15 protein-coding genes are annotated in these 15,174 nt (G+C 70.0%); 8 read left to right on the top strand and 7 right to left on the bottom strand.

The genetic code is table 11. The features are described from left to right. From phnL to phnN, 3 genes are all read left to right on the top strand, one after another. The gene (gene phnL / locus ACO073_RS06745) at nucleotides 1-768 is read left to right on the top strand and encodes a phosphonate C-P lyase system protein PhnL (protein ID WP_421996387.1); all 768 of its coding nucleotides are present in this window, start codon (nucleotides 1-3) and stop codon (nucleotides 766-768) included. Next, nucleotides 765-1,910 (top strand): alpha-D-ribose 1-methylphosphonate 5-triphosphate diphosphatase, encoded by a 1,146-nt coding sequence (locus tag ACO073_RS06740; protein ID WP_421996386.1) that lies wholly within the window; start codon nucleotides 765-767, stop codon nucleotides 1,908-1,910. Before phnL ends, ACO073_RS06740 begins: the two co-directional genes overlap by 4 nt. Before the next feature lie 139 nt (nucleotides 1,911-2,049). Then, nucleotides 2,050-2,625, top strand: coding sequence for a phosphonate metabolism protein/1,5-bisphosphokinase (PRPP-forming) PhnN (phnN, locus tag ACO073_RS06735; protein ID WP_421996385.1), 576 nt, complete (start codon nucleotides 2,050-2,052; stop codon nucleotides 2,623-2,625). Here the strand turns inward: phnN and ACO073_RS06730 are convergent. The 7 genes from ACO073_RS06730 to ACO073_RS06700 form a co-directional block, all read right to left on the bottom strand. Continuing rightward, on the bottom strand, nucleotides 2,573-3,328 hold the full coding sequence (locus tag ACO073_RS06730; protein ID WP_421996384.1) for a DUF1045 domain-containing protein: 756 nt from the start codon (nucleotides 3,326-3,328) through the stop codon (nucleotides 2,573-2,575). The genes phnN and ACO073_RS06730 overlap by 53 nt on opposite strands. Next, nucleotides 3,325-4,182: a phosphonate ABC transporter, permease protein PhnE gene (gene phnE / locus ACO073_RS06725; protein ID WP_421996383.1), complete on the bottom strand. Its 858-nt coding sequence runs from the start codon at nucleotides 4,180-4,182 to the stop codon at nucleotides 3,325-3,327. The genes ACO073_RS06730 and phnE (ACO073_RS06725) overlap by 4 nt, the downstream gene beginning before the upstream one ends. Continuing rightward, nucleotides 4,182-5,066: a phosphonate ABC transporter, permease protein PhnE gene (gene phnE, locus ACO073_RS06720; protein WP_421996382.1), complete on the bottom strand. Its 885-nt coding sequence runs from the start codon at nucleotides 5,064-5,066 to the stop codon at nucleotides 4,182-4,184. Before phnE (ACO073_RS06720) ends, phnE (ACO073_RS06725) begins: the two co-directional genes overlap by 1 nt. Before the next feature lie 180 nt (nucleotides 5,067-5,246). Next, on the bottom strand, nucleotides 5,247-6,155 hold the full coding sequence (gene phnD / locus ACO073_RS06715; RefSeq protein WP_421996381.1) for a phosphonate ABC transporter substrate-binding protein: 909 nt from the start codon (nucleotides 6,153-6,155) through the stop codon (nucleotides 5,247-5,249). A 23-nt stretch (nucleotides 6,156-6,178) separates the two neighbouring features. After that, entirely contained in the window at nucleotides 6,179-6,994 is an 816-nt protein-coding gene (phnC, locus tag ACO073_RS06710; protein ID WP_421996380.1) for a phosphonate ABC transporter ATP-binding protein, read from the bottom strand. A 290-nt stretch (nucleotides 6,995-7,284) separates the two neighbouring features. Further along, nucleotides 7,285-8,037 carry an SDR family NAD(P)-dependent oxidoreductase gene (locus tag ACO073_RS06705; RefSeq protein ID WP_421996379.1) on the bottom strand — a complete coding sequence of 251 codons (753 nt, stop codon included), beginning with the start codon at nucleotides 8,035-8,037 and terminating at the stop codon, nucleotides 7,285-7,287. 464 nt (nucleotides 8,038-8,501) lie between these two features. Further along, complete coding sequence (locus ACO073_RS06700; protein ID WP_421996378.1) at nucleotides 8,502-9,791, bottom strand: SGNH/GDSL hydrolase family protein; 1,290 nt, start codon at nucleotides 9,789-9,791, stop codon at nucleotides 8,502-8,504. A 179-nt stretch (nucleotides 9,792-9,970) separates the two neighbouring features. Between ACO073_RS06700 and ACO073_RS06695 the strand changes: the two genes are divergently transcribed. From ACO073_RS06695 to ACO073_RS06675, 5 genes are all read left to right on the top strand, one after another. Further along, nucleotides 9,971-10,423 carry an OsmC family protein gene (locus tag ACO073_RS06695; protein ID WP_421996377.1) on the top strand — a complete coding sequence of 151 codons (453 nt, stop codon included), beginning with the start codon at nucleotides 9,971-9,973 and terminating at the stop codon, nucleotides 10,421-10,423. 404 nt (nucleotides 10,424-10,827) lie between these two features. Then, the gene (locus ACO073_RS06690) at nucleotides 10,828-11,937 is read left to right on the top strand and encodes a C4-dicarboxylate TRAP transporter substrate-binding protein (RefSeq protein ID WP_421996376.1); all 1,110 of its coding nucleotides are present in this window, start codon (nucleotides 10,828-10,830) and stop codon (nucleotides 11,935-11,937) included. Between the two features lie 39 nt (nucleotides 11,938-11,976). Next, complete coding sequence (locus ACO073_RS06685) at nucleotides 11,977-12,522, top strand: TRAP transporter small permease (protein WP_421996375.1); 546 nt, start codon at nucleotides 11,977-11,979, stop codon at nucleotides 12,520-12,522. A gap of 8 nt (nucleotides 12,523-12,530) precedes the next feature. After that, nucleotides 12,531-13,838 (top strand): TRAP transporter large permease, encoded by a 1,308-nt coding sequence (locus ACO073_RS06680; RefSeq protein WP_421996374.1) that lies wholly within the window; start codon nucleotides 12,531-12,533, stop codon nucleotides 13,836-13,838. 266 nt (nucleotides 13,839-14,104) lie between these two features. Continuing rightward, nucleotides 14,105-15,157, top strand: a complete 1,053-nt coding sequence (locus ACO073_RS06675; protein ID WP_421996373.1) for a helix-turn-helix domain-containing protein — start codon at nucleotides 14,105-14,107, stop codon at nucleotides 15,155-15,157. The last annotated feature ends 17 nt before the right edge of the window (nucleotides 15,158-15,174 follow it).

The raw sequence follows: 15,174 nt of genomic DNA, 5'->3' as shown, positions 1-15,174 counted from the left end.
ATGGAATACGCCGACCTCTCATCGACCGCCGGGCCGCGGACCTCCGCGCCCGCCCGCGATCCCAGGGAACATGGCGGCCCGGTCCTCAAGGTCGCCGGCCTCACCAAGTCGTTCGTCGTCCATGCCCATGGCGACCTCGCCCTGCCGGTACTGCGCGACGTGGCGCTGGCCGTGTCGCCCGGCGAGTGCCTGGCGCTGGTCGGCCCGTCGGGCGCCGGCAAGAGCACGCTCCTGCGCGCGCTCTACGGCAACTACCGCGCCGATGTCGGCTCGATCCGCGTCCGCCACGAGGACGCCTGGGCCGAGCTGGTGGGCGCCGAGCCGCGCACCGTGCTCGCGGTCCGCCGCCGCACCGTGGGCTTCGTCAGCCAGTTCCTGCGGGTGATCCCGCGTGTCGCCGCCATCGACGTGGTGGCCGAGCCGCTGCTGCGGCTGGGTGCGCCGGCCGGCGAGGCGCGCGACCGCGCCGAGTTCCTGCTGGCTCTGCTCAACGTGCCGCAGCGCCTGTGGGCGCTGCCGCCCGCCACCTTCTCCGGCGGCGAGCAGCAGCGCGTCAACATCGCCCGCTCGCTGATCGTCGACTACCCGCTGCTGCTGCTCGACGAGCCGACCGCCTCGCTCGACGCCGACAACCGCGACCGCGTGGTCGAGCTGATCGCCCAGCGCCGCAACGCCGGCTCGGCGATCGTCGGCATCTTCCACGATGTCGGCGTCCGCGAGCTCTTGGCCAACCGCGTCCACGAGATCGTTCCGGGAGTCGCCGCATGAGTACGGAGTTGGTCTTCACGAACGGCCGCATCGTCACCGCCGACGCGGTGATCGACGGCACCGTCCTGGTCCGCGACGGCCAGGTCGTCGAGACCGCCTGCGGCCGCAGCGACGCGGCCGGGGCGATCGACCTCGAGGGCGACTTCCTGCTGCCCGGCCTGGTCGAGCTGCACACCGACAATCTCGAGAAGCACTTCGCGCCGCGGCCCGGCGTGCAGTGGCCGAGCCTGCCGGCCGTCATGGCCCACGACGCGCAGATCGCCGCCGCCGGCATCACGACGGTGTTCGATTCGCTCTCGCTTGGCGACGTGCGCGGCGACAGCGACCGGGTCAAGAACCGCGCCCGCATGGTCGAGGCGATCTGCGCCGTCAGCGATCGCCGCCTGTCGCGGGCCGAACATCGCCTGCACCTGCGCTGCGAGGTGACGCCGGACGACGCGGTCGAGGCGGTCGACCGCTGGATCGACCTGCCGCTGGTCGGCCTGATCTCGATCAACGACCACACGCCCGGGCAGCGCCAGTTCCTCGATCCCGAGAAGCTGAAGCAGTACTACATGGGCAAGTTCGCCATGACGGAGGAGCAGTTCGAGGTCTTCCACGCCCGGGCCCTCGACCAGCATGCGCGCAACGCCGCGCGCCACCGCCGCGAGATCGTGGCCCGCGCCCAGGCCCGCGTCCTGCCGCTGGCCAGCCACGACGACGCCACGCGCGCCCATGTCGCGGAGGCGGTGGGCGACGGCATGACCATCGCCGAGTTCCCGACCACCCGGGAGGCCGCCGAGGCCTCGCGCGAGGGCGGGATGGCCGTGCTGGTCGGCGCCCCCAACCTGGTGCTGGGCGGCTCGCATTCCGGCAACATCGCCGCCATCGACCTGCTGCGCGACGGCCAGGCCGACATCCTGTCGTCGGACTACGTGCCGGCCAGCCTGATGGAAGGCCTGTTCCGCCTGAGCGCCGCCGACGTCGGCATCTCGCTGCCGCAGGCGGTCCGCCTCGCCTCGCGCATTCCCGCCGAGGCCGTGGGCCTCGGCGACCGCGGCGAGATCGCCGCCGGCCGCCGCGCCGATCTCGTGCGGGTCCGCCTGCAGGACGACGCCCCGATGGTCCGCGCCGTGTGGCGCGAGGGCGAGCGGGTGGTGTGAGGCGAGGGACACCGGGTGCATCCTCAAATCATGCTCCTCTCCCCGATTGGGGGAGAGGTTGGGTGAGGGGGTTACAGCCGTCGGCTCCCCCTCACCTAGCCTCTCCCCCTGCCGGGGGAGAGGAACTCGAGCAAAGACCATGACCGGCGCCCTGGTCTACGTCATGGGTCCCTCGGGCGCGGGCAAGGATTCGGTCCTCGCACGGGCGCGGGCGATGCTGGCGCCGGAGGCGCCGGTCGCCTTCGCCCACCGCTACATCACCCGGCCGGCCGATGTCGGCGGCGAGAACCATGTCTCGCTGAGCCGGGCCGAGTTCGCCCTGCGCCGCGGCCACGGCCTGTTCGCCTACCACTGGCACGCCCACGGCAACGACTACGGGATCGGCCGCGAGATCCAGGCGTGGCGGGCGATCGGCCTCACCGTCGTGGTCAGCGGCTCGCGCGAGCATTACGAGAAGATCGCCGGCAGCGACGCCGACCTGCATCCGCTGCTGATCACGGCCCCGTCCGGTGCGCTGCAGTCGCGGCTGGCGGCCCGCGGCCGCGAGAACGCGGTCGAGGCGGCGCAGCGGCTGGCCCGCAGCACCGCCTATTCGATCCGCGATCCGCGGCTGGTCACCATCGTCAACGACGGGCCGATCGACGTCGCGGCCGACAGCTTCGTCAGGACGCTGGCCAGACTTCACTGCTCACCCGGCGCCCTCCGCCGAGCCTGAAGCGCGCCATCGCCAGGAACGGCCGGCCGGGCGCGGGCTGGCGGAAGACGCAGAGGTCGCGCACCGCCAGCGGCCGGTCGATGAAGCCGCCGAAATGCCGCTGCAGCAGCTCGGCCACCGCCGCGCGCTCGCCCTCGTCGGGGATCCGCCCGGTGAGCGTGAGATGGAAGCGCCACTGCTCCAGCACGTGGGGATAGCCCCAGCGCACCAGGAGCTCCTCCTGACGCGGCGACAGGCAGGCGGCGCGGCGGCGCGCCAGCTCGCTCTCGTCGGCCGGCCGGCGGAACTCGTCGAACTCGATGACGCAGGAATCGGCCAGGTCCTGCAGCTCGGCCGAGGGCTGGGCCGGCACGAAGGCCATGAAGCCCGAGAGGCCGGCGAGCTGCATCGAGGGCACCGAGACGGGCCGGCGGCCGGCGGCGAAGCGGCCCACCGCCGCCAGGAGGTCGCTCTCCGACGCGCCGTCGCAGAGCGCCATCGGCGGCTTCAGCGTGCCGTGGAAGCCGTAGAGGCGGGGCTCGGCGGTGATGGCCTCGAGGCGGTCGCGACCGAACGGACCCGCCGCCGCCAGCGGCCGCGCCTGGCCGGAATCGGGGTTGCGGCCGAGCCAGCGGCTCGCCGCCACCGCCAGCCCCTCGTCGGGCCGCGGTGCGTAGTAGAGGGCATAGCGGGGAGCGGCTGCCGGCGCCGGGGCGCCGCTCAAGCTGCGCCTCCGCGGCGACCGATGACGGCGAAGCGCAGGCGGCTGGAGACGAAGTCGATGATGGCCACGGTGATCAGGATCATGAGGATGATGAAGGATGTCTGCTGAAGTTCCAGGGTGCGGATGGCTTCGGCGAGGTGGAGGCCGATGCCGCCCGCCCCGACGATGCCGATGATGCTGGCCGAGCGGGTGTTGGATTCGAAGAAGTAGAGCACCTGGCTGGCCAGCACGGGGAAGACCTCGGGGATGATGCCGAACCGCACGCCGAGCAGCCGCCCGCCGCCGGTCGACACGATGCCCTCGACCGGCCGCCGATCGGCTGCCTCGATGGCCTCCGAGAAGAGCTTGCCGAAGGTCCCGATGTCGGCCGTCATGATGGCGAGCGCGCCGGCGAAGGGGCCGAGCCCGACCACGTTCACCCAGATCAGCGCCCAGACCAGGATGTCGACGCTGCGGATCGTGTCGAGCGAGCGGCGCGACAGGAAGCGCACGATGCGCTGCGCCGTGATGTTGCGGGCGGCGAGGAAGGCCAGCGGAAAAGCGAGCAGCGCGGCGCCCAGCGTGCCCAGCAGCGAGATGGCCACGGTCTCGAGCAGCGCCGAGGACAGGAGCCGCACCTGGGACATGTCGCGCGGCAGCGGCGGCAGCATCATCGCCACCATCCCGGCCAGCCGCCCCATCCCGTCGATCAGCCGGCCGTCGAAGAAGCCGAGCTGGGCGAGCGCGAAGACCAGGAGCGCGACCATGCCGGCGGCCGTGGCGATCGTCGCACGGCGCCGTCCGTCCATGCGCTGGAAGTGCTGGGGATGGCGGCTGCGCAGGGAAGCGAGGTCGACGGTCGGCAGGCCGGGCATCACTGCCTCCCCTCGAGGCCGATCAGGCGATGCCGCACCACCGAGGTCAGGCTGTCGATGATCGACACGGTGATCACGATCAGCACCAGGATCGCCGACACGTCGGAATAGTAGAACTTTCGGATCGCCTCGATCAGGTCCTGGCCGATGCCGCCGGCCCCGACGAAGCCCATCACGGCCGTGCTGCGCACGTTGATCTCGAAGCGCAGCAGCGTGTAGCTCACGAAGTTCGACAGGGTCTGCGGCAGGGCGCCGAAGCGCATGGCGACCGCCCAGGACGAGCCGCTGGCCGTTATGCCCTCGACGGGGTTGAGGTCGATGTTCTCGACCACCTCGGCGAACAGCTTGCCCAGCGCCCCCACCGTATGGATGGCGACGGCGAGCACGCCGGCCACCGGCCCGAGGCCGAAGGCGACGACGAAGATCAGGGCGAAGACGAGTTCCGGCACCGTCCGGCAGAGCTCGCAGAAGCGCCGCACCACGACGCGCAGCCAGCGGCTCGGCGCCACGTTGGCGGCGGCCAGGAAGGAGAGCACGAAGGCCCCGGCGGCGCCCATCACCGTGCCGGCATAGGCCATCAGCAGCGTCTCGCCGAGCAGGCGGAGCCAGCGCGGCAGGCCCCAGAACCACTCGCCGAAATCGCTCCACACCGGCTGGCCGTTCTCGAGATGGAACAGGCGGACGATGTAGCTCGGGAAGCGGTCGATATTGTCGAACAGCAGGCGCGGCGACACCTCGGCGGACACCGAGGACAGCAGCACCGCCGCCACGATGCACGCCAGCACCATCAGCGTGTGCAGGCGCCGGCTGCGCACCGACGCCTCGTAGGCGTCGATCAGCGGCCTGAGCTGCGGCTCCGGCAGGATGGCGATGGGGGAACTCATGACCTGCTGCTCCCTCCTCCCCGGCTATGCCGGGGAGGCTAAGCGCTTTTGGCCGCTCGGCGGCCAAGACGCTGCGGCGTCTGCGCCGACGGAGGGGTCATGGGCTGCGTCATGACCCCTCCGCCCGCTGCGCGGGCACCTCCCCGTCGCGGGCTCCGCGAAGGGGAGGAGAGGCGCGGCTCAGCTCTTCTGCTTGCGCAGCTGGTCGACGAACTTGATCAGCTCGACGACGGGCTCGTAGTACTTGGTGTCGACCTTGACGAACTCGCGGTCCTTGCCGTCCGACAGCTTGTCGAAGGCGGCCTTGGCCTTGGTCGGCGCCTCGAGGAAGGCCTTGGTGATCGCCGCCTTCAGGTCGGCCGGCAGCGAGTCGAGATAGGCGTAGGGCGAGTTCGGGATCAGGTCGGACTTGTAGACGATCCGGAAGTCGTCCTTCTTCGCCAGGCTCTTCTTCGCCATGCGCGTGAGGTTCGAATCGTCCTCGGAGTTCCACCAGTTGGCGGCCACGTCGACCGTCTTCTGCTGCAGGGCCAGCACGGCGTTCTCGTGGCTGCCGGTGTAGGTGACCTTGGCGAAGAAGGACTCCGGGTTGATCTTCATCTTGTTCAGCGCGAACCGCGGCACGTTGTTGCCCGAGGTCGAGTTGGGGTCGACCAGGCCGAGGTTCTTGCCCTTGAGGTCGTCGACCGTCTTGTAGGGGCTGTCGGCGCGCACGTAGAAGACCGAGTAGTAGCCCATCGTGCCGTCGCCGTTCACCGAGGTGACGAACGGGTCGATCTTGACGCCGGTGACGACGGCGCGGGCATAGGAGGCCGGGCCGTAGCCCGCGATGTGGATGCTGCCGTTGCGCTGGCCCTCGATGACGGCGGCGTAGTCGTTGGCGACGCGCAGCGTCACCTTGGTGCCCAGCGCCTGCGACAGGTACTCGACGAACGGACCGTAGCGGTCGGTGACGCCCGAGGCGTTCTCCGCCGGGACGACGGCCAGCACCAGCTCGGGATAGGCGGACTTCCAGCTCTGGGCATGGGCCGCGCCGGCGAAGGCGGTGGCGGCGAGGGCCGCTCCCAGGGCGAGACGACGGGTGAGCATGCTTATTTCTCCTGGTTGAGGAATTACGAGCCGGCGAGGGCGTAGCCCGGCTGCCCGGCCACCGGCACGGGCCCGTGGCGGACCGCCTCGCCCATGATCTCGCCGGCCTCCAGGCCGTAGAGGTCGCGGGCGACGGCGTCGGTGAGCGCCTCCGGCACGTCGTCGAACACGACGCGGCCGGCCGCCATGCCCACGAGGCGGTCGCAGTAGGTGCGCGCCACCTCGAGGCTGTGGAGGTTGCAGATCACGGTCATGCCGAAGTGCTTGTTGATGTGCAGGAGCGCGTCCATCACCACCTTGGTGTTGCGCGGGTCGAGCGAGGCGATCGGCTCGTCGGCCAGCACGATCTCGGGCTCCTGGACCAGGGCGCGGGCGATGGCGACGCGCTGCTGCTGGCCGCCCGACAGCGTGTCGGCGCGCTGGCTGGCGAGCCGCGCCATGTCGAGGCTCTCCAGCGCCGACAGGGCCTGCGCCTTCTCGCCGTCGTTCCAGAGCTTGAGCAGGGCGCGCGAGGCGGGCACGCGGAAGGCGCGGCCCATCATGACGTTGGTCAGCACGTCGAGCCGGCCGGCCAGGTTGAACTGCTGGAAGATCATGGCGCAGCGCGCCCGCCAGTGGCGCAGCTCGCGGCCGCGCAGCGCGGTGACGTCGGTGTCGCCGAACAGGATGCGGCCGCTGGTCGGATCGCCCAGCCGGTTGATCATGCGCAGCAGGGTCGACTTGCCGGCGCCCGAGCGGCCGATCACGCCGACGAGCTGGCCGGTCGGGACGGTCAGCGAGACCCGGTCGACGGCATGCTTGGTTCCGAAACTCTTGGTGACGTCTTCCAGTCGCAGCACTGGACCCCTCGCGAAGCTACTCTTCGCTGGGTAGCGGCGGCAGGCTGCATCGGGACGACGGTTCGGTTACAGAAATCCGACAGCGGCCGCGTCAGCCGGCCGCGCCCGGTGGATAAGGGTCCCGCTCCATGGCGCGAGGACTTGAGGTCCATCACCAGCTTGCCGGGGCGCGCCACTTCGAGGTTGTGATGCTATCGGAGCCCGGCGGAACAGCGACAACCCCCTCACCCAACCTCTCCCCCTCACGGGGGAGAGGAGCATGAGGTGAGTCGACCCAATGTCTTCCCGTCTTACAGAGTCAGGCCGCCGTTGACGTGGATCGTCTGGCCGGTGACGTAGCCGGCGGCCGGCGAGCAGAGGAAGGCGATCACGCCGGCCACCTCGTCGGGCCGGCCGTAGCGGGCCAGCGGCACCAGGCGGCTCATCTCGATCATGCGCTCGCGCGGCAGCGCCACATGGGCGTCGGCGTCCTTCTCGATCAGGCCGGGCGCCACGCAGTTCACGGTGCCGCCCGAGGGGGCAAGCTCGACCGCGAGCGCGCGGGCCAGCGCCTCGATGCCGGCCTTGGCGGCGGCGGAGGCGGGGAACATCGGCAGGCCGCGCGCATAGGCATGGGCGACGAAGGACGACACGCCGATCAGGCGCGCCGCCGGGCCGGCCTCGACCAGGAACGGCCGGGCCGCCGCCGCCAGCTCGAAGAAGGCCGCCGGCATGGCGGCCTGGCTCTCGTCCCAGGCGGCGCGGTCGAGCGCGCTGGTCGGCCGGCGATCGGCGAAGCCCGCATTGCTCACCACGACGTCCAGCCGGCCGAACGCGGCCGCGGTCTCCTCGACCAGCCGGGCCGCCGTGCCGGGCCGGGCGAGGTCGCCCTCGACGACCAACGCCTCGCCGCCGCGCTCGCGGACGGCGGCGGCCACCTTGTCGGCGCCGCTGCGGTTCCTGCGGGCGTGGACGGCGATCGCGGTGCCGGCTGCGGCCAGCGCCCGGGCGGTCGCCGCGCCGATGCCCGACGAGGCGCCCGTGACGAGGACGACGCGCGTCACGACCGGCGCTCCGCCGGCAGGAAGGCCGAATAGAAAGCAAAGGCGCGCTCGAAATCGCCGATGCCGACAGGAACCTGGGAAATCATCGCCGGACCTTGGCCCAGATCGGGTGAGGTGTCTTGTCGGCATTTTCCGGTATTTCCGGCATTTCCGACGGAGCGTCTGGTAGCCCTTCGAGATCGCACCCCCTACCGGTTGGGCCTCGTGGCGAATTAAGATAGTTGCGCAAGTTTCGCTGCTGGAATCGGGCCATCGAAAAAATCGGAGCTCATCCCATCCGCAGACGGCGGACCGAGGGGACACGCAGGGTCGGTCGCGCCTTCTCCGGCCTCGGCTCAAGAACACAAGCAGGGAGCACGCGGGGTCGCCGCGCAACGAACCGACATTCTATAACTTAAGTTGTGTTCTTTCAAGCACTGTGGTCAAGGCCGGCCCGATTCGCTTTCAGTCGATCTCATCCCGCCTCAGCGGCAGGCCTCGCGCACGACCGGCGCCAGGGCGGCGGCGAAGCGGCGCGCGCCGGCCGGCGAGAAGTGGCCCTGGTCGACGAAGTCGGCATCGCGGAAGTCCTCGGCGGGCACTCCGACATAGAGGTCGCCCAGCGACGCGGCGGTTCGCGCCAGCAGGGCGTTGTAGCGCTGTTGCAGGGGCCACAGGTCGCGGTCGCGGACCAGCGGCAGCCAGCCGTAGCGGCCCTCGCCCGTGAGCTGGTCGCGGTTGAGCAGCTGCCCGACCCAGATCGTGCGGATGCCGTGCTGGCGGTTGATCGCCGAGATCGACCGGATGTTGCGCTCGTAGAGCGCGGCCAGCCGCGGATCGTCGCCCGTCCCCGGCGCCAGCGCATAGGGATCGACGGCATAGCGCACGGTGTCGACGTTGGCGTCGATGATGCGCCCCAGGAGCGTCCCGAGCGGCGAGAAGGTCACGGTCGAGCCGCCGACCCGCCGCAGCTTCTGCGAATCGATCTGGCTCGGCAGGTGGAAGTCGGCGTAGCCGGCGTCGAGGCCCGGGATGTGGGCGTTCCGCAGGTCGTTCCAGCCGACATAGTAGACGGCGCAGCGCGGCGTCCGGCCGAACCGGTCGAGGAAGAACGCCGTCTGGATCAGGTGCTCGGCCGTCGTGTAGCCGGGCACGCCGTGGTTCACGACGAAGAAGCGGTCCCTGTCGGCGCCGCGGTCGAGCGCCTCGGCCAGCCGGTCGCTCCAGGTGTCGCCCTCGCCCAGCCCGACATCGTAGGTCGTCGAGCCGCCCACCGTCGCCACGACCGTGCGTCCCGCCAGGCTGCCCGCGGGGTCGCGGCCGCGCGTGCCCTCGCGCGTGTGATGGACGGCGAGCCCGGTGCGGCTGGTGAGGTCGAGCGACGGGATCGGCACGGCCTGCAGCAGCGGATGCCATTCGAAGCGCGGCGCCTCGGCCTGCAGCGGCGGCATCAGCGACTGGCCGGCGAGCCCGGCGCGGTGGAGGGCGAACAGGCCGGCGCCCCAGGCCAGCTCGAAGGCCGCCAGCACCAGCACCACGCCCGCCAGGCGCGGCCAGGGCACCAGCGCGAGCGCCAGGAGAAGCAGGAGCGCGAGATAGAGGAAGTAGGTACCGCGCGGGCCGCCGAGCGCCAGCTCGCCCGTGGCGCGCATCCACAAAGCCGCGGCCAGGGCGAGCAGGGCCAGCAGGACAGCAACGCCCGCCAGGATCGTCCGTTCGAACCGGTAGGGCGGGACGAGGCCGACATGGCGGAGGCCGAGATGGCGGAGGCCCACATGGCGGAGGATTGACGCGCCGGACGGGATGCTGGCTCCTTGGGGCAGGCGAGCGGATCGGCCGTCGCCGCCGCAGACTGGCCCAGGACGGCCGTGCATGCCAAGTGCCCGGGCCAAGTGCCGGGGCCAAGCGCCCTCGCAACGCGCCATCCGCATCGCCGCAGAGCATGGAGGAACCCGTGAGCGACCCCGCAGAGCCCACCCCGCCCGGCATCGTGATCGTCGAGGACAGCAACCTCGGCCCGTTCGTCGAGACCGTCCGCAGCGGTCCGCACGTGCTGACCGCCGACGAGCCGGTCGCCGTCGGCGGCAGCGACAGGGGTCCCTCGCCCTACGAGTATCTCCTGTCGGCGCTGGGCGCCTGCACCGCCATGACGCTGCGCCTCTACGCGCGCCAGAAGAAATGGCCGCTGGAACGCGTGCGGGTGCGGCTGAAGCACGAACGCACCCATGCCGAGGACTGCGCCGCCTGCGAGAAGGAGGAACGCATGCTCGACCGGATCGACCGCCAGCTCGAGCTGGAGGGTCCATTGGACGAGACGCAGCGCGAGCGCCTGCTGCAGATCGCCGACAGGTGCCCCGTCCATCGCACGCTCACCTCGACGATCGCCATCCGCACGCGGCTGGCCTGAGGCACGCGGCCTTGCTGCGCGTCCTGGGAGCGCGGACCTCCAGGTCCGCATCATGATCGTGAGCGGACCTGGAGGTCCGCGCTCCGATCGCTTCATGCTTGCTCCGCAGCGCTTGTTTCTTCCTCCCCAAGCAGAGTGTCCGCGCAGCGGACAGAGGGGTCGGGAGCGTCGCGGTTGGGCTCCATGACCCCTCCGGCCCTTCGGGCCACCTCCCCGCGCCGGCGCGCCGGGAGGTAGGAGATGAGAGTGCCGCCTCGACTCGCGAAACGCGCCGCAGGTGCGCGGCGCAAAGGACGGTCCTTCATCCGAGTTGCGAAACGCAGAGCCGACGGGCGCTAGGCATCGGCGGCAAGCGCACAGTAACGTCGCCCCCGAACAACGAAGCTTCTGATCGGGAGGATGTCTTGCGTTCCACTCTCTGGCGCACGGTTGCCGTGCTCGGCCTCGTCGCGACGGCCTCTTCCGCCCGGGCCGAGACCAAGCTCGGCTACGGCACCTACCTGCCGCCGACGCACGTCAACAACACGGTCGGCATCGAGCCGATGGCCAAGCGCCTGGAGAAGGAAAGCAACGGCGCGATCAGGATCGAGATGTTCACCGGCGGCTCGGTGGCCAAGGCCACGGCGGCGGTCGATTCGATCCGCGACGGGCTGGTGGCGGCCGGCATGATCGTCGACAGCTACGTGCCCAAGCAGCTGCCGCACAGCTTCCTCGTCACCGAGCTGGCCGTGCTGGGACGCAACAGCGTCGCCATGGCCGGCGCCACCAACGAGTTCAACCTGGTGGCCTGCCCGGAATGCCTGGCCGACCAGAAGAAGCAGGGCATCATCTCGATGGCCCACTATTCGACGGCGCCCTACACGATCATGTGCAAGCCCGACCTGCGTACGCTCGAGGAGTTCAAGGGCAAGAAGATCCGCTCGGCCGCCGCCTGGTCGATCATGTTCAAGTCGTTCGGCCTGGTGCCGGTCAACCTGACCAGCGACGAAACCTACGAGGCGCTGCAGCGCGGCCAGGTCGACTGCAACATGGGCGCCGATTCGTGGCTCAAGTCCTACAGCCTGTGGGACGTCGCCAAGAACGTGCTCGACACCACCATCGGCACCTACCATGGCGGGCTGCTGTGGGGCATGAGCGCCGAGGTGTGGAACAAGCTGCCGGCCGACCAGAAGGCGATGATCAAGCGCAACATGCCGATCCTGGCCGCCGACGTGACCTTCGGCTACCTCGCCGAGAGCAAGGAAGTGCGCGAGACGGCCGCGTCCAAGGGCGTGAAGTTCAACAAGCCCGGCCCCGACTTCTCCAAGGCCTACGACGAGTACGCGCTGAAGGAGCTGGCGCGGGTCAAGGAAGAGGGCAAGAAGAAGGGCATCAAGAACGCCGACCAGCTGATCGACACCTACATGGCGCTGGTCGCCAAGTGGCAGAAGATCGACGAGCAGGAGATCAAGGGCGACAAGGCCAAGTTCGCCGCCGCCCTGCAGCGCGAGGTCTTCGACAAGGTGAAGTGGTAGGCCGGCCGACCTGAAGCCGGCGCCGGAACGGGCAAGCCCATGAGAGGGATCGGCCGCGTCCTCACCGTGACCGCGAACGCCATGCTGTGGGCGGGCGCGGTCGCGATCCTGGCGATGATGCTGCACGTGGCGGCCGACGTGATCCTCAAGGTGGCGCTGAACGCGCCCATCATGGGGACGCTCGAGATCGTCTCCTTCATCTACATGGTGGCCTGCACCTTCCTGCCGCTGCCCCACGTGCTGGCCTCGCGCGGCCTGATCGTGGTCGAGCTGTTCACCCAGAAGATGGCGCCGCGCGACCTGCTGCGGCTCGACGCCATCGTCGGGGTGGCGACCGTGATCTACCTGGCGCTGCTCGGCGTCATGGGCATCCTGCGCGCGATCGACAAGATGGAGATCGGCGAGACCCAGGACGCCACCTACTTCGAGCTGCCGGTGTGGCCGATGCGCTGGATCCTGGCGGCCGCCTGCGGCCTCGCCGCGGTCGTGGCGCTCTACAACATCTTCGACGACCTCCACCTGCGCCGCACCGGCCAGCGCTACGACGGCACCACGAAGGCCGGTCTCGGCGATCACCACCTCTAGGGCGCGGCATGGATTCGATCACACTGGCCTTCGTCTGCCTGGTCGGCATGATCGCCCTCATGGCGATCCGCGTGCCGATCGCCATCGCGCTCGGCCTCACCTCCTTCGCCGGCATCTGGGCGCTCAAGGGCCTCGACACCTCGCTGCGCGTCGTCGGCTCGACGCCGTTCGAGTTCTCGGCCTCGTGGAACCTGTCGGCCATCCCGATGTTCCTGCTGATGGGCGGCATCGCCTTCCGCGGCGGGCTGACCTCCTCCCTGTTCGACGCCGCGCGGCTATGGCTGGCCCGCCTGCCCGGCGGGCTGGCGGTCGCGGCCAACTTCGCCTCGGCGATGTTCGCCGCCGCCTCGGGCTCGTCGGTGGCGACCGCCGCCGCCATGGGGCGGCTCGCCATCCCGGAGATGCTGCGCTACCGCTACAATCCGGCGCTGGCGACGGCAACCGTCGCCGCCGCCGGGACGCTGGGATCGATGATCCCGCCCAGCATCGCCTTCGTGATCTTCGGCTGGTACACCGAGACGCCGATCGGCAAGCTGCTGATCGCCGGCATCTTCCCGGGCCTGCTGAACGCCGCCCTGTTCGCCGCCTTCATCATCACCTACTGCGTGGTGAAGCCCGACGCCGCGCCGCCGCCGCCCGACCGGCCGACGCTGGCCGAGAAATTCGCCATCCTGCTCAAGGTCTGGCCGATCCCGGCGCTGATCCTGTGCGTCATCGGCGGCATCTACAGCGGCCTCACCACCGCCACCGAGGCGGCGGCCTTCGGCGCCTTCTGCGCCATGATCATCGCCTGGCTGCGCGGCGGCCTCACCCGCCAGACCTTCAAGGAGAGCATCGTCGACACGCTGCACTCGGGCGCCTCGATCTTCCTGATCGCGGTGAGCGCCGTGCTGCTGACCCGCTTCCTGGCGCTGGCCGGCCTGCCGCAGTTCATGGGCGACATGGTGAAGGAGATGGAGCTCGGCGCCTTCGGCGTCATCTTCTTCATGGTCGTGATCTACCTGATCCTGGGCTGCTTCCTCGACCCGATCGGCATCATGCTGATCACCCTGCCGATCCTGCTGCCGATGTGGAAGGCGGCCGGCCTCGACCTGATCTGGATGGGCGTGCTGGTCGTCATGCTGCTCGAGATCGGGCTGCTCACCCCGCCGGTCGGCCTCAACGCCTTCGTCATCAAGTCGGTGGTCGGCGACGCCGTCCCGCTGTCGACCATCTTCCGCGGCCTGCTGTGGTTCATCGCCGTCGACATCGTCGTGGTGATCCTGCTGGTGGCGTTCCCGCAGATCAGCCTCTACCTGCCCAGCCTGCTGGAGTGAGGGCGGGGCGCGGCCGCCGCACGCGCTGCTTCAGGATTCCAGCCGCGGAACGCCGTCTCACCTTGAGACAGATCAAGGGCGCGGTTCGTCACAACGCTATTGATGGGCGGTAGCCAGCGTCGAGATTTGCGCGTGGTCCGCCAAATCCGATGCCCGGCCTGTCGTCCGGAGCGTAACCCTGCTCGCTTCCCCGGCAGCGTCCCATTGTATTATTGCTTTTAGCATGCAAATTGTGCCATCGTTCGGGCCCCAGGAGGCCAGTGCCAATGAGGTACAGTGAATTCGGCACCAGCAAGCTTCCCGCGCAGCAACAGCTCGAGGCGTGGCAGGCATGGTACGGCCGGGTATTCGACACCTCGACTCTGCATGCCGGCGACGACGGTTTCACCGCCCACGCCCGCGCCTGGAACCTGGATGGATTCGCCCTCAACCACGTGACGGCGCCGGGTCTGTCGGTCCTGCGCACGAAGACGCTCCTTCGCCGCGAGCCCGTCGATCACTGGGCCATCACGCTCGGCCGGCGCAGCGTCACGTGGCTCGACACGGGCAGCACGACCCTGACGGCGCCGGCAGGCGTGCCCTTCGTGGTGTCGCTCGGCCAGACAATGAAGAACGAGCGCGAAGCCGACGACCGCATTCAGCTCTACCTCTCCCGCGATTCCTTTCATGGCATCGCCCCTCTGCTCGACGCCTGTTGCGCAAGACCGTTGCAGCCGGCCGGGGGCGCCCTCCTGGCCGACTACATGCGTGTGCTGCTGCGCAACCTGCCGACCCTCGATGAGACGGATGCGCTGCGCCTGACCGATGCGACCCGCGCCATGATTGCGGCCTGCCTTGCGCCGTCGGCCCAACGACTCGGCGAAGCCCGACCGCTCATCAACGTAACGTTGATGGAAAAGGTCCGCCGGGCGATCCGCCGGCACTTGCGCTCGTCCGCGCTTGGCCCCGAGCTGATCTGCCGGGAAGCCGCCACGTCGCGTTCGCAACTCTATCGCCTGCTGGAAGGTGAAGGCGGCGTCGGTCACTATATTCAGAAGCAGCGCCTGTCGGAGGCGTTCTCCATGCTCTGCGATCTGCCGGCAACCACGACCATCGCGGCGATCGCCGAGATGTTGTGCTTCGCAGATTCGTCGAGCTTTGCGCGTGCCTTCCGTCGCGAATTCGGCGTGAGCCCGAGCGACGTCCGCGACGCAGCACGGGCCGGCCTGCCGCCGATCCCGGCCGGGGCGGGCGCGCACGAGGCAGAGAGGGGCAGCTTCGTCGCCTGCCTGCGCGGCGCGCCGTCTCTGGCAGGCGCCGCCCTCGATCATCGCGCCTGAATCGCCGCCATCGCACG

Origin of the sequence: Reyranella sp., assembly GCF_965229815.1 — a bacterium.
Taxonomy (GTDB): Bacteria; Pseudomonadota; Alphaproteobacteria; order Reyranellales; family Reyranellaceae; genus Reyranella.
The sequence above is the reverse complement of the archived record's forward strand: the minus strand, read 5'-3'. Positions and strand labels throughout refer to the sequence as shown.